Below are 13,407 nucleotides of genomic sequence, written 5' to 3'. Positions count from 1 at the left end.
AACTACCGGTTGCGATTGCCGCGCCCCAGGGCACGGCTCATCTGGGCTGCGATCTGGCCTTGGCTGCGGCGAAAGCCCTGAACGTCGGGTGTGGTGATGTTCATCACCACGTTCACCGCCCGTCCGCCGCCGGAGTTGCGCACGCCCAGCTTGCCGTCGGGTCCACGCGCCAGCGGCATGATCGCCTCGGGGCCGGCCTCGCCCATCAACCCGGTCGCACCGCGCATCGGAAACATGGTGGGCCCGGTGACCACGCCGCCATTGGCAAAGGGCATGACGCGCCCCTGGGCGAAACTGCCACCGTCGGCAAAGGGCAGCAGCCCCTGCACCAAGCCGCCGACCGTATTGGCCAGCATGCCACCGAAATGATCCGTCACCGGCTTGATCGCTGCCGAATAGGCCGTGCGGATCATCGAATTCTTCAGAACGTCCAGCGCCTCCGACAGGTTCATGCCGTCCAGAACCACGCCGTCGAATGCCTTACGCAGCCCGGTTGACATGCCGCGTTCCAAGGTGGCGACATCCTTCCCGGTCTCTTCAAAAGCGGCGCTGATCCGCTTCATCTGGGCATCGAAGGCCGCCGCCATCGTGGCGGCATCGCCCAGGGCATCGCCCAGCGCCTCGCCGCGCTCCTGCAGGTCGTCAAACCCGTCATTTTCCGCCATCACGCTCTCCTCGTATCTTGTCGGGCCAGGCGGCCAGCAGCTTGTCCAGCCGCGCCCGGTTCATCGCCGGAATCCCGCGTCCCTGCCCCAGCATCAGCCGCAGTTCGGCCGGGGTCAGACGCCAGAACTGATCCGGCGTCAGCCGCAGCCCGTGCAGCCCGGCCCGCATCAGGCCGGGCCAGTCAAAGCCGCTCATGACTCACCCGGCACCATGAAGGCCCGCGCCAGCAGCTCGGCCGCCGCCCGCGCCGCGGCCATCGGGCCGCCCTCGATCTCGGCCCGCAGCATGTCGGCGCGGGTCACATCCGCCCCGCCTCCGCGCAGCCCCGCCAGGATCAGCGCCAGCACGTCACCGCTGGAATAGGCGCCGCTCTCGAACCGCTGCACCAGCTCCACCAGCGACCCTGCGCCCAGCTCCTGCTCCAGCTCGGCCAACGCGCCCAGCGTCAGCTTTAGCAACCGGCGCTGGCCATCGATCACCAGCGCCACTTCTCCCGCCCACGGATTGACCATCACAGCGCCACAAAGGTCAGGGCGCCGGCGCTGGCCAGGCTCATCTCATAGGTCGCCTCGCCATTGTGCGAGCCCGCATACTCGATCCCGGTCACCTGGAACGGGCCTTCGACGATGCCGAAATCGGGGATGATCACCTGGAAGGCGGGCGTTTCACCATCAAAGAACAACTGCCGCGCGCGTTCATCCGTGCCGGCGTCCTTGAACACGCCCGATCCGGAAATCGAGGCCGACTTGACCCCCGCCCCCGACAGCAACTCGCGCCAGCCGCCCTGGCTTTCCAACGTGGTGACATCCACGCTTTCGGCGTTGAAACTGATACGCGTGGCCCGCAGCCCCGCGATTGTTTCGAACAGACCCGTGCCGTTCATGTCCACCTTGACCAGCAGGTCCTTACCGTTCTGGGCACCCATATGCTCTCTCCATTGATTGCTTAGTTGTCTTCCACGCGGGCGCGGAATCTCAGGTCGATCTGCCGGATCGCGCCGCCGGTCCCGGTGCGCCGGGCCGAGGCCCGCTCGAACCACAGCCCCACCAGCCGCCCCCGATCCAGCGTCAATGCGGCGTCGTCCAGCGCGTCGCACACGGCCCCAGCCAGCGTCTTGGCCGCGCCGAACCCGGCGGCCTCCGAGACCACAGATACGGTGAAGCGATGCAAAGTGCCCTGCCCCGTCTTGTCCGAAGCCTCGCGCACCTCTTCGGGGCCAAGCGTCACGTAGGTCTGAGGAACCGTCCCCGAAGGCACCGCGTCATAGATCGCGCCGCCGCTCAGCGCGCCCACCTGGGCATCCGCCACCAATTGCTGGAACACCGCCGCCTGCAGCGCCGCCGAAACGCCATAGCTCATGCCGCCACCTCCTCATCCGCGAAACAGGTCAGATAGCGCCCGGCCGCGTCGTATTCGGCCACGGCACGGATCACGAAGCGCCGCTCGCCCTCGCGAAACCTCTGATCGGGCGCCGGGCGCATCGACGACCCCTCGGGCGCGCCGCGCACAACGATGCGGTAACTCACGCGCGACACTGGCACATTCGCGACCGCGCGCTCGGTGCCGGTCCGGGCGGTCACCTCGGCCCACAGCGTGCCCAGCGGCGTCCATGTCTCGGCATAGCCGCCCGCACCGTCGGCTACCCGCACCGGGGCCTCCAGCACCAGCTGCCGGTTCAGACGGGGCGCGCTCATTGCATCACCCCCGCGCCGAAGCGCACCATGCGATAGCGCTGGATCAGGCTGGTCACGCCGAAAGGCATGCAGCCGTCACTCAGGCTGGTCTCGTCGCGATACTCATAGTAATGCGCCGCCAGCAGCAGCACCGCTTGCCCCAGATCGGCCGGCAGTCCGCCCCAGTCCGCCGCCATCCCGGCCGTCAGCGCGATAGTCGCCTCTCCACCGGTGGGAATGGCGGGCAGGCGAGCCCCCATCGGCCGCAGGCAGGGACGCTGGCTGTCCCGCTCCAGGCGGTAGGTGCCGGGCGCCACCACCTGCTGGGCGCCCAGCGCGTCGGTCAGCATCACCGCGTCGATACTCGTCACCGGCGCAACCGGCAGGACCTCGCCCGCGTCGTTGCGCCACCGGCTTAGCGTCCATGTGAAACTGCGCGATATCAGCACCTTGCCCGTGCGCGCCTCGATCGCGGCCATCGCCGCCCTCAGGAACCCTTTCAACACGTCATCCTGCAGGCTGGGCTCGGCAAATCCCGTGCCCAGCCGCAGATGCGCCTTGAACTGATCCACCGGCAGCGCCGCATCCGCGATGGCGGTTTCTTCGATCAACATCATCCATTCACTCCGCAATCTCGGACCCCTCCGGGGGCCGCATCCTTGGAAAATGGCGGGCACGTGCCGCCCCACGTTGCTCGGACGGAGGGGAGCAGCTAGACAACGCGGGGGATCTCACCCCGGCCCGCGCCCGCCGCCCGAGGGACCGGCCCACCGGCCCCCCGGATCCGTCACCGCTTAGGCGGTGCCGAATTTCACCAGCTTGATCGCGGCAAAGTCGCTGATGTCGCCACCCACGCGCTTGGTGGCGTAGAACAGGACATGCGGCTTGGCGCTGAACGGGTCGCGCAGCACGCGCAGGTCGGGGCGTTCGGCGATGGTATAGCCGGCCGAGAAGTCACCGAAGGCGATCGAGAAGCTGTCGGTGCCCGGATCCGGCATGTCCTCGGCGATCAGCACCGGATAACCCATCAGTCGCGCAGGCTCACCCGCGGCCAGGCCATCCGACCACAGGAAGCGGCCGTCGGCATCCTTGAGCTTGCGGATTACACCCGCGGTTTTCGAGTTCATCACGAAGGTGCCATTCACGCGGTACTGCGCGCCTAGCGCATAGACCACGTCAACGATCGCATCCGCATCGATGCCGCCCGCGACACCGGTGGGCACATAGCCCAGGTTGCCCCAGGTCCAGACATCATTGTCCACCGCCGGATGGCTCAGAATGCCCTTGGGCTTGTCGATGCCGTCGCCGTTGATGAAGGCCGCCGCCTCGGCGCGGGCGAACTTGTCGGCGATACGGCCCGCCAGCCAGCCCTCGACGTCGAATGCGCTGTCATCCAGCAGCCGCTGCGAGGCCTTGGGCAGCGCGCTCAGCTCGTGCAGCGGGATCGAGATGCGGTCGATCGACGGGGTGCCGGTCTCGGAGGCGGCCGCGGCTTCATCGGCCCAGCCCGCGCCCACATCGGTGTGGTCGATCAGCACGTCGAACGAATTGGCCTCGACATTCACGACCGACGCGATCGAGCGGATCGACGCGGTGGATTTCAGCACCGACTTGATCGTCTCGGCGGTCTGCGGATCGACTAGGTAACCGCCATCGCTGTTGACGGCCGTCGACAGCGACTTGGCCTCCATCTCCAGCCCGCGCAGGGCATCGTCGTCGCCCGAGCGCACATAGGCGTCAAAGGCCTTCTGGTGCGGCGCTTCCTCCAGGGTCGAGGCCGCAAGATGCGGGCGCGCCGCAATGGTTGATTTACGATCCAGCATGGTCAGTCGCTCTTCTGTCTGTTGCAGTTTATGTTGAACTTCAGCCTTCAGGCCCTTGAATTCACTCACGAAGCCAGCCATCGCCTGCTTCACCTCCTGAACCAGGGGCACACCCTCTCCGGTCAAGGCCGCGGTCTCGGTCTTGCTCATCAGCACTTCCTTTCTGGGTGGGGGTTGAGGCGCGCTAGGTTCGCGCCAGCTCCTGCCGGGCGTTCTCGAACACCTCGGCAATACTGCGCCAGGTGTCCTCGGCATCGGGGTCCGTCCCCTTTGCCGCCACCCGCGCACTGGGCAGCATCGGGAAGGTCACCAGCGACACCTCCCACAGCTCCAGTTCCGTCAAGAGCCGCCGGCCCTTGTCATCCTTCACGGCCCGCTTTGTGCGATAGCCGATCGACAGCCCGTCCAGCGCACCCGCGCGGATCAGCTCGGCCGCTTCGCGCCCCTTTTGGGTGCTTTCCAGCAACCGCCCCTTGACCCACAGGCCGCGCTCGTCCTCGCGCACCTCGTCCCACACGCCGATGGGCTGCGTCGGATCGTGCTGCCAGAGCATCTTGACCCGCTGACCGGCCGCCCTCAGCCCGGCCAGCGATACGGCATAGGCACCTTTCTGCACCACGTCGCGGCCTTGATCGACCAGGCCGAACAGGCTGGCATAGCCCTCGATCACCGCGTCCTCGGTCACCGACAGCCCATCGCCGAACCGCGCGAACTTGCGTTCCAAATCCATGAAAAACTCCTCGTAAGCCACTGAATTCATGGCGCTACCGTCAGGAATGACTGGAACGCCTGCGCTAGGATCACCGCCGCCACGCCATAGACCGTCAGCCACAACCGCCGCTCCAGCCGTTCCATCATTTCCTCGATCTGATCCAGCCGCCTGCACAGATGCGCATGCTGGATCTCGGCCACCCTCTCGTGCGCGGCCAGGCGCAGGCCCGGCGCGCAGTCAAAGGGCGGGTATCCCGGCGTGTCAGCCATCCGCCGTCTCCGCCAGCGCCGGCAGGCCCAGCAGAGCGCGCTTTTCGGCATCGGTCAGGAAATCGGCATTGGCCACCCGCGCCCATTGCGCATCGCGTTCCGCCGCCAGCGCCGGCACCTGGTCCAGATCGGGCTTCAGCACCAGATCTTCGCCGGTAAAGCCCGACAGCCAGTCCGACAACGCCGCCGCCACCCGCGTCACCAGGGGCAGAACGGTCAGGCGATAGAACGCCCGGTTGGCCTCCTGATAGTTCGAATAGGTCGCGTCGCCCTGGATCCCCAGCAGCATCGGCGGGACACCAAAGGCCAGCGCGATCTCGCGGGCGGCGGCTTCCTTGGTCTTCTGAAACTCCATGTCCGAGGGCGAAAAGCCCATCGGCTTCCAATCCAGCCCGCCTTCCAGAACCATCGGACGCCCGGCGTTGCGCGCGCCGCGATAGTTTGCCTCGATCTCGTCGCTCAGACGGCGGAATTGTTCCTCGGCCATCACGCCCTGCCCGTCGCCGCCCTTCCACACCAGCGCCCCCGAGGGCCGCGCGGCATTGTCCAACAGCGATTTCGACCAGCGCGAGGCGCTGTTGTGCACGTCGATCGCCATCGCCGCCGCCTGCAGGGGCGAAAAGCCATAGTGGTCATCCTGCGGGTGGAACGACTTGATGTGGCAGATGGCCTCGGCCGGGAACCGGTGCGTCTTGCCCCCGGCGGTGTAGTCATAGGCCCTGGGCCAGCCATCCGCCCCCGGCACCACACTCATCCGGTCCGAGCGCAGCACATGCAGCTCGACCGGCAGCCCGCCCTCGGCCTGCACCGCCTCGACATAGGCGTTGCCCGACAGCAGCAACTGCCCGAACAGCGCCTCCAGCAGCTCGGCCTTGCCCTGCGCCGCGTTCGGACGGCGCATCAGACGCAGAACCGGGTGCGTCTCGTACCGTTGCGCGTCGTCCTGCAGCACCAGAGGCAGCGCCGCCGCGGCCTCGGCAATCAGCTTGACCGACCGGAACCCCACCGGGTTGCCGGAAAACCCCGAGCGCGTCAGCGAGGCTGTGTCCCGCAGGCTCCAGGCAACGCGACCGCCGGTCTGCCAAGCCACCACCGGCCCGGCTGCGCTTACTTTTGCCTCGGGGGCCTTCTCAGCCGATCCACGACGCAAGAAATCGAATACCATGTCCAGATGCTCCTTTCTGCCGCCGCTCTGCCCGGCTTGTTGAAAGGAGTTATGACGGAAAGATCTTTAAGCCTCGGGAATGGGGCGTACGGCGGTTGCGCAACGGCGTCGGAGCCTATGCCTTCAGGTTTTACCTCGGCATCAACCAGAAATGCGCTACCCTCGTCGTCAATCTATCAGGAGGGACCAGTCATGTACAAACGTGCAATTGAAACCGGCGGGATCGCCGTCGTGACCGGCGCCGCCAGCGGAGTCGGGCGCGTCGCGGCACAGCGTTTTGCTCAAGCCGGGCTGGACGTCATACTCGCCGACCTTCCGGGACAGGCGCTCGACGAAACGACGGAAGACCTCAAAGCAGGCTTTGACGCGGTAAACATCACCGCGGTGCCGACGGATGTCACCTCTCAAGCCGACATGGAAAACCTGGCTGATACAGCTCTCGCCGCCGGGCAAGTCGCCGTTTTGATGAACAATGCAGGGATCAGCCTGCCGACGAAAACATGGGAGTCATTCGACAACTGGCAGAAAATTCTCGACGTGAACTTTCTGGGTGTGCTGCGCGGCGTCCAAGCCTTTTTGCCCCACATGATCGAGGCTGACCGCCCGGCGGTCGTCATCAACACCGGGTCAAAGCAGGGGATCACCACCCCGCCGGGCAACCCCGGCTACAACGTGTCCAAGGCCGCCGTCAAAACGCTGACCGAACAGCTCGCGCACGAGCTGCGCGAGGCCGGCGCACCGATCTCCGCGCATCTCTTCGTTCCGGGCTTTACCTATACCGGCATGGTCGCGTCATTCCTGCCGGAAAAACCAGCCGCCGCCTGGACCAGCGAGCAGACCGTCGACTATTTCCTGGACCGCATCGCCCAGGGCGATTTCTACATCCTCTGCCCCGACAACGACGTCGATGCCGAACGCGACCGCCGTCGCGTTCAATGGGCCGCCGAGGACATCATTCACAACCGCCCCGCCCTCTCGCGCTGGCACCCCGACTATGCCGAGGCCTTCGCGAAGTTCGAAAAGCGCGAGGGCTGATCACAAAACCCGCACCCTCGGCCGCTGGTAGGCCGCTGCCGGCCCCACCACCAACTCATGCAGCGCCCAGACCAGCGCATCGACCCGATCGGGCGAGCCCTGCCCCTCGAACCCACGCGCGGTCATCTGGCACATCTGCTCCTCGAGCGCGTCCAGCCCGGCCGCATGGAACACCCGCCCCTGCTCATACAGCGCCGCCACCGGCTCGGCCCGCGCCACCTTCCCACGCGAGGCCCGCACCGCCCGGAACGGGACCAGAGGGTCCACCTGCCGCACCACCTCTTCGACCAACTGCCCGCCTTGGTTGACCTCGGCCACCAGCCGCTCGGCCCCGAATTCGTCCATCGCATCAATCGCCGCGCGCGCCCAGCCCGCCGGGCCAACGCCCTGCACCGTCCGGTCGGCCAGCACATAGGCGCGCCAGTCCTCGGGCGGCCCCTGCACCTGCGCGCCGACCACCACGATCCCGCAGGCATCCGCGCCCGATCCGCCCGTCACCGCCGGGTCCAGCGCCACCACCACGCGGTCCAGCTCGGGCACCGCCTTGACCCGCGCCGCATCCAGCATCGAACCGGTCCACAACGCCCCCTCGGCATCGGCCAGCAGCACCCCGTCCAACTCCTGCCGCCCCAGCCGCGTGCCCGCATAACGCGCCCGTACCTCCTGCAAAAAGGATTCCGCCAGGTTGGCCCGGTTCGCCTCGGTCGGCGCATGGGTCATCACCGTCGACGGCGCCGCCAGCAGATCCTTCAAAACCTTCACGTTGCGCGGCGTCGTGGTCACGCAGACCCGCGGCCGCTCGCCCAGCCGCAACGCGAATTGCAGCATGTCCCAGGTCTCGCCCGCCTTTTTCCACTTGGCCAGCTCATCCACCCAGGCCGCGTCAAACTGCGGCCCCCGCAGCCCCTCGGGATCATGCGCCGAAAAGGCCTGCGCCTCGGCCCCGTTGGGCCAGACCAGCTTGCGTTCCGATGCCTTCCACTGCGGCCGCCGGTCGGGCGGAGAGCACTGCATGATCCCGCTGTCGCCAAAGATCATCACGTCGCGCACCTGGTCAAAGGTCTCGCCCACCAGCGCCACGCGCCGGGCCTCACCCTCATCAAACGGCTTGGCCCCCTCGACCATGGATCGCACCCATTCAGCCCCGGCGCGCGTCTTGCCCGCGCCGCGCCCGCCCATGATCACCCAGGACCGCCAGTCACCCTCGGGCGGCAGCTGATGCGGCAGCGCCCAGAACTCGAACAGGAAAGGGAGGGCACACAGCCCCCCCTCCCCGATCTCACTCAGAAATCTGTCCCGCACCGCAGCAGGCGCGGAGGCGAGCCAATCGGCACCCGATCTCAGATCGGGCCCGCTCCAGGTCGAGCGCATAGCCGCCTTGGGCAATTCCCGCTTGTCTGTGACATTGTTCGACAAAGCTTGTCTCCACTTTCTGGCAACTTCGGATCAGCCCCTCTAGCTGCCCGAGTTGTCTGGCTGAACTCGCCAGGTCTGCATCCTCCCCGGCCTCGATCCGCCTGCGCAGGTCTTCCGCCGCTTGCCGCAAACCGCGAATGGATACCTCCAACGACTGCAACAGCTCGGCCGTCCGGGACATCCGCTCTTCCGGGGTAATCAAAGTCATGTTTGCCTGTGACCTCATGCGTGAGTGATCTCCGCACGAGAGAAATGAAAAACGGCCGCCGGGTTGCCCCGGGGCCGTCGCCCACTTCTTCTAGCATGACACAACTTATACGCGAAACAGTGCGCCATGTCAAGGTGACGCGCAACAGCGCGCAACGGGTAGCGCACTGTCGGGGTTAACAAAATCTCAATTTCCACCCCCTCACACGGCACAGCCCAGATACCACACAAGCCGCCGCTCCACACCAATCCGCCGACGCGGCTTGACATTCCACGCCGCAGCCCTCATGTGTCCCGCAGCGCTGCCGCGTGAGCACGCGGACCAGAACCGAGGTCCGACAGCGCCCCATATCTCCAGTTCCCATTCACGCAGGGTTCTCGACGCGTCGGCCGGATGCCGCAGGATTCGCCTGCTGATCCCGAGGCCACGCACAACCCCTGCCGGTCGCGCATCCCGCGCGATCAGTGACTCTCTTCGCGCGTTGCAGATGCAGGCGCGGACCACAAAGGAAGACTACTTGTTCGATTTCGACATGCTTGGCCTTGCGCCAGCACTGAACGACGCGCTTGAACGCGCCAAATTCACCCAACCGACCCCGATCCAGAACCAGGCCATCCCGCTGGCCCTGGAAGGTCATGACATCCTGGGCCTCGCCCAGACCGGCACCGGCAAGACGCTGGCCTTTGGCCTGCCGCTGATCGACCACCTTCTGGCCCAGCCCGGCAAACCGGCGCCGAAAACCGCCAAGGCCCTGATCCTCGCCCCCACCCGCGAGCTGGTGAACCAGATCGCCGACAGCCTGCGCACGCTCACCAAAAAGACGAAACTGCGCGTGGCTACCGTCGTCGGCGGGCAGTCGATCAACAAGCAGGTCATGTTCCTGTCGCGCGGCACCGACATCCTCGTCGCCACCCCCGGGCGCCTGATCGACCTGATGGAGCGCGGCGCGGTGGATCTCGGCCAAGTCCGGCACTTGGTGCTGGACGAGGCCGACCAGATGCTCGACATGGGCTTCATCCACGCGCTGCGCCGGATCGCGCCCGAACTGGGCACGCCGCGCCAGACCATGCTGTTCTCGGCCACCATGCCGAAACAGATGGAGGAGCTCAGCCGCGCCTACCTGACCAACCCGCAACGGGTGCAGGTCTCGCCTCCGGGCAAGGCGGCCGACAAGATCACCCAGTCGGTGCATTTCGTTGAAAAGCCGGGAAAACCCGCCAAGCTGCGCGAGATCCTCTCGCGCGACACCGAGGCCCTGACGCTGGTGTTTTCGCGCACCAAGCACGGCGCGGAAAAGCTGATGAAGGGGCTGGTGGCCGACGGCTACAACGCCGCCTCGATCCACGGCAACAAAAGCCAGGGCCAGCGCGACCGCGCCATCAAAGCCTTCCGCGAGGGCGAGATCACCGTGCTGGTCGCCACCGATGTGGCAGCCCGCGGCATCGACATTCCGGGGGTGGCCTATGTGATCAACTATGACCTGCCCGAGGTGCCCGACAACTATGTCCACCGAATCGGCCGCACCGCGCGTGCGGGTCGCGAAGGCGAAGCCATCGCCTTCTGCGCCCCGGATGAATACGATCTGCTGCGTCAAATTCAGAAGCTGATGAAGATCGAAATTCCCGTGGCCAGCGGAACGGCCCCCGAGGCCGCGGCCACTGCCAAACCCGGTGGACGTCAGCGCAATCGGCGCCGTGGGCCAAAGCCGCAAGGCGCAAATTGCGCTGCGAACCGTCGGCGCCGTCCGCGCCGCAAATCGGCGGCGTAACAAAAGACCGGCGCGCATGCCCCCATGCGCGCCGGCCATCGAGTCCTGAATACTCGTCGAACGTTCAAACCAGACAGATCGTCTTATTCGGCCTGATCACCCTTGCTCGGGCCCGCGCGGATCAGTTCCCCGACCCGTTCCTTTCGGCCTCGATCTCACGCCACTTGGCGACATTGCGGTTGTGCTCCTGCAGAGTTTCCGCAAAGGCATGTCCGCCGGTTCCATCAGCCACGAAGAAGACATAGTCGGTCTCGTCCGGTGCGACGGCGGCCTGCAAGCTGGCCAGTCCCGGGTTGGCAATCGGCGTGGGCGGCAATCCATCGATCAGATAGGTGTTCCACGGGGTCGCCCGCCGCAGTTCGCTGCGCCGCAGACCCCGGCCCAGAACGCCCTGCCCCTTGGTCACACCATAGATCACCGTGGGATCGGTCTGCAGCTTCATGCCCTTGCGCAAACGGTTGATGAACACGCTGGCCACCTGGCCGCGCTCTTCCGGGATGCCGGTCTCCTTCTCGATGATCGAGGCCAGGATCAGCATCTCCTCCGGCGTCTCGATCGGCAGACCGTCTTGACGGGTCTCCCAGACCTGAGCGATGCGGGTCTGCTGTTTGTCCTGCATCTGTTGCAGCAGCGCGGTGCGGTCGTCACCGGGCGAAATCTCATAGCTGTCGGGGGCCAGCATGCCTTCGGGCGGCAGTTCGGCCACCTCTCCGGTCAACGCGTCCGCCGCCTTCAGCCCCTCGACCACCTGCCAGCTGGTCACACCCTCGGCCACGGACACGCGATAGCGCGTGTCAGGATTGTTCCGCTTTTCCTGGTAGATCTCCGGCGCGTCCTCTTCACCCACCACGAACAAGGCGATCTCGACAAACTCCAGCGTCGCCGGGTCCAGTTCACGCACGCGGATCTGCGTCCGGGTCACGCCGATGCGATATTCGATCTCGGTGCCACAGGTGCTGGCGCCGCTGCGGGTGATCTCGTCGATGATCTCGGCCATCGAGGCACCTTCGGGGATCAGAAAGCTGCCCGCCTTCAGCCGCTGCGCCTTGTCTGTGTAGTCGGCGGCCAAGCGAAAGATCGTGGCACTGCTGATCGCGCCCTGATCTTCCAACTGGCGGCTGACGCCGGTCATGTTGCTACCGCTTTTGACCTGCAGGCAGATCGCGGTTTCCAGAGGGCCTTCAGCCTTGTACTGCGACTGCCCCCACAGGATCAGCCCGCCCAGCAGGAACATCCCGACCACCAGCAGGGTCAGCATGTTCGAGGCCAGCGCGCGCCACATCTATTTCGCCTTTCCGAAAATCACACTGGCATTGGTACCGCCGAACCCAAACGAGTTCGACAGCGCCACGTTTATTTCACGCTCGCGCTTGGTATTCGGCGCCAGGTCAATCGGCGTTTCCACCTCGGGGTTGTCCAGGTTTATCGTCGGCGGGGCCACCTGATCGCGGATCGCCAGGATCGAGAAGATCGCCTCGATCGCGCCTGCGGCCCCCAGCAGGTGACCGGTGGCCGATTTGGTCGAACTCATCGTCGCCTTGCTAGCGTATTCGCCCAGCAGGCGTTCAACCGCGGCCAATTCGATCGTGTCGGCCATGGTCGAGGTGCCATGCGCGTTGATATAGTCCAGATCCTTCGGCTCGAGCCCCGCGTTGCGCAGCGCCGCCTTCATCGAGCGCTCCGCCCCGTCGCCATCCTCGGCCGGCGCGGTGATGTGATAGGCGTCGCCCGACATGCCATAGCCCAGAACCTCGGCATAGATCTTGGCGCCGCGGGCCACGGCGTGCTCGTATTCTTCCAAAACCACGATTCCGGCGCCCTCGCCCATCACGAAACCGTCGCGATCGACGTCATAGGGGCGGCTGGCGGCCTTGGGGTTATCGGCATATTTGGTCGACAATGCCTTACAGGCGTTGAAGCCGGCAATACCGATCTCGCAGATGCAGCCCTCGCCGCCGCCGGCGATCATCACGTCGGCATCGCCCGAGCGGATGATACGGCTGGCATCGCCGATCGCGTGGGCACCGGTCGAACAGGCGGTCACGACCGAATGGTTCGGACCCTTGAAGCCAAAGCGGATCGAGACCTGACCCGAGGCCAGGTTGATCAGCGCGCCCGGGATGAAAAACGGGGACACGCGGCGCGGACCCTTGTCGCGGATCAGATTGGCCGTCTCAGCGATCGAGCCCAGACCGCCGATGCCTGACCCGATCAGAACGCCGGTGCGCAGACGCTCTTCCTCGTCCTCGGGCAGCCAGTTCGCGTCCTTGCAGGCCATCTCGGCCGCAGCGATCGAATACAGGATGAAATCCTCGATCTTGCGCTGTTCCTTGGGCGGCATCCAGTCATCGGGGTTGAAGGTCCCGTCGGTGCCATCGCCACGCGGCACTTCGCAGGCATAGGTCGTGGTGACCCCTGCGGCTTCGGCATCGAACAAGGTGATCGGGCCGGCACCCGACTCGCCGGCCAGCAGCCGCGACCAGGTTTCCTCGACCCCGCTGGCCAGTGGAGTGACCAATCCCAGACCGGTTACAACGACTCTGCGCATGAAATGCCTCTTGCCTGCTTGCTGTTTGAGACACGCTCATACCCCGGCCCGGGGTCCGGGGGCAAGAGCAACAGCGTATTCCGCGCCGGCAGCTTGCCGCCTGCTCTCGCAGCGCACACCGCGC

17 protein-coding genes are annotated in these 13,407 nt (G+C 66.0%); 2 read left to right on the top strand and 15 right to left on the bottom strand.

Annotation, left to right across the window (positions count from 1 at the left end; genetic code table 11):
- Window positions 1-2 precede the first annotated feature (2 nt).
- The 11 genes from AC2FMM_RS05755 to AC2FMM_RS05705 form a co-directional block, all read right to left on the bottom strand.
- Window positions 3-665 (bottom strand): RcGTA-type gene transfer agent tail tape measure protein, encoded by a 663-nt coding sequence (locus tag AC2FMM_RS05755; protein WP_496711452.1) that lies wholly within the window; start codon window positions 663-665, stop codon window positions 3-5.
- Window positions 652-861: a rcc01693 family protein gene (locus tag AC2FMM_RS05750; protein ID WP_496796037.1), complete on the bottom strand. Its 210-nt coding sequence runs from the start codon at window positions 859-861 to the stop codon at window positions 652-654. Before AC2FMM_RS05750 ends, AC2FMM_RS05755 begins: the two co-directional genes overlap by 14 nt.
- The gene (locus AC2FMM_RS05745) at window positions 858-1,178 is read right to left on the bottom strand and encodes a gene transfer agent family protein (protein WP_496796036.1); all 321 of its coding nucleotides are present in this window, start codon (window positions 1,176-1,178) and stop codon (window positions 858-860) included. The genes AC2FMM_RS05750 and AC2FMM_RS05745 overlap by 4 nt, the downstream gene beginning before the upstream one ends.
- Complete coding sequence (locus AC2FMM_RS05740) at window positions 1,178-1,591, bottom strand: phage major tail protein, TP901-1 family (protein WP_496686484.1); 414 nt, start codon at window positions 1,589-1,591, stop codon at window positions 1,178-1,180. Before AC2FMM_RS05740 ends, AC2FMM_RS05745 begins: the two co-directional genes overlap by 1 nt.
- 20 nt (window positions 1,592-1,611) lie before the next feature.
- The gene (locus AC2FMM_RS05735) at window positions 1,612-2,025 is read right to left on the bottom strand and encodes a DUF3168 domain-containing protein (protein ID WP_496686487.1); all 414 of its coding nucleotides are present in this window, start codon (window positions 2,023-2,025) and stop codon (window positions 1,612-1,614) included.
- The gene (locus AC2FMM_RS05730; protein ID WP_496681100.1) at window positions 2,022-2,360 is read right to left on the bottom strand and encodes a phage head closure protein; all 339 of its coding nucleotides are present in this window, start codon (window positions 2,358-2,360) and stop codon (window positions 2,022-2,024) included. The genes AC2FMM_RS05735 and AC2FMM_RS05730 overlap by 4 nt, the downstream gene beginning before the upstream one ends.
- A complete protein-coding gene (locus tag AC2FMM_RS05725) occupies window positions 2,357-2,956 on the bottom strand; it encodes a head-tail connector protein (RefSeq protein ID WP_496796035.1) in 600 nt (199 codons plus the stop codon). The genes AC2FMM_RS05730 and AC2FMM_RS05725 overlap by 4 nt, the downstream gene beginning before the upstream one ends.
- 177 nt (window positions 2,957-3,133) lie before the next feature.
- Window positions 3,134-4,312, bottom strand: coding sequence for a phage major capsid protein (locus AC2FMM_RS05720; protein ID WP_496796034.1), 1,179 nt, complete (start codon window positions 4,310-4,312; stop codon window positions 3,134-3,136).
- A 34-nt stretch (window positions 4,313-4,346) separates the two neighbouring features.
- On the bottom strand, window positions 4,347-4,892 hold the full coding sequence (locus tag AC2FMM_RS05715; protein ID WP_496796033.1) for an HK97 family phage prohead protease: 546 nt from the start codon (window positions 4,890-4,892) through the stop codon (window positions 4,347-4,349).
- 26 nt (window positions 4,893-4,918) lie between these two features.
- Window positions 4,919-5,143, bottom strand: coding sequence for a GTA head formation protein, RCAP_rcc01685 family (locus AC2FMM_RS05710; protein ID WP_093962401.1), 225 nt, complete (start codon window positions 5,141-5,143; stop codon window positions 4,919-4,921).
- On the bottom strand, window positions 5,136-6,308 hold the full coding sequence (locus tag AC2FMM_RS05705) for a phage portal protein (protein ID WP_496796032.1): 1,173 nt from the start codon (window positions 6,306-6,308) through the stop codon (window positions 5,136-5,138). The genes AC2FMM_RS05710 and AC2FMM_RS05705 overlap by 8 nt, the downstream gene beginning before the upstream one ends.
- Window positions 6,309-6,539: 231 nt before the next feature.
- Here AC2FMM_RS05705 and AC2FMM_RS05700 point away from each other — a divergent pair, with 231 nt between their 5' ends.
- Window positions 6,540-7,343: an SDR family NAD(P)-dependent oxidoreductase gene (locus AC2FMM_RS05700; protein ID WP_496796031.1), complete on the top strand. Its 804-nt coding sequence runs from the start codon at window positions 6,540-6,542 to the stop codon at window positions 7,341-7,343.
- Here the strand turns inward: AC2FMM_RS05700 and AC2FMM_RS05695 are convergent, their stop codons facing one another.
- Entirely contained in the window at window positions 7,344-8,714 is a 1,371-nt protein-coding gene (locus AC2FMM_RS05695) for a DNA-packaging protein (protein WP_496796030.1), read from the bottom strand.
- Entirely contained in the window at window positions 8,623-8,967 is a 345-nt protein-coding gene (locus AC2FMM_RS05690) for a hypothetical protein (protein WP_149774847.1), read from the bottom strand. The genes AC2FMM_RS05695 and AC2FMM_RS05690 overlap by 92 nt, the downstream gene beginning before the upstream one ends.
- Window positions 8,968-9,484: 517 nt before the next feature.
- On the opposite strand from AC2FMM_RS05690, the gene AC2FMM_RS05685 reads away from it, so the two are divergent.
- Window positions 9,485-10,735, top strand: coding sequence for a DEAD/DEAH box helicase (locus AC2FMM_RS05685; protein WP_496796029.1), 1,251 nt, complete (start codon window positions 9,485-9,487; stop codon window positions 10,733-10,735).
- A gap of 121 nt (window positions 10,736-10,856) precedes the next feature.
- Here the strand turns inward: AC2FMM_RS05685 and mltG are convergent, their stop codons facing one another.
- Together mltG and fabF are read right to left on the bottom strand one after the other, a co-directional pair.
- The gene (mltG, locus tag AC2FMM_RS05680) at window positions 10,857-12,017 is read right to left on the bottom strand and encodes an endolytic transglycosylase MltG (RefSeq protein ID WP_496740801.1); all 1,161 of its coding nucleotides are present in this window, start codon (window positions 12,015-12,017) and stop codon (window positions 10,857-10,859) included.
- Entirely contained in the window at window positions 12,018-13,283 is a 1,266-nt protein-coding gene (fabF, locus tag AC2FMM_RS05675; protein ID WP_496681077.1) for a beta-ketoacyl-ACP synthase II, read from the bottom strand.
- Window positions 13,284-13,407 lie beyond the last annotated feature (124 nt).

The sequence above is a fragment of the Ruegeria sp. BHSC043 genome (genome assembly GCF_059612985.1).
Note: the sequence above shows the minus strand (reverse complement) of the source record. Positions and strands in the feature narration are given on the sequence as shown.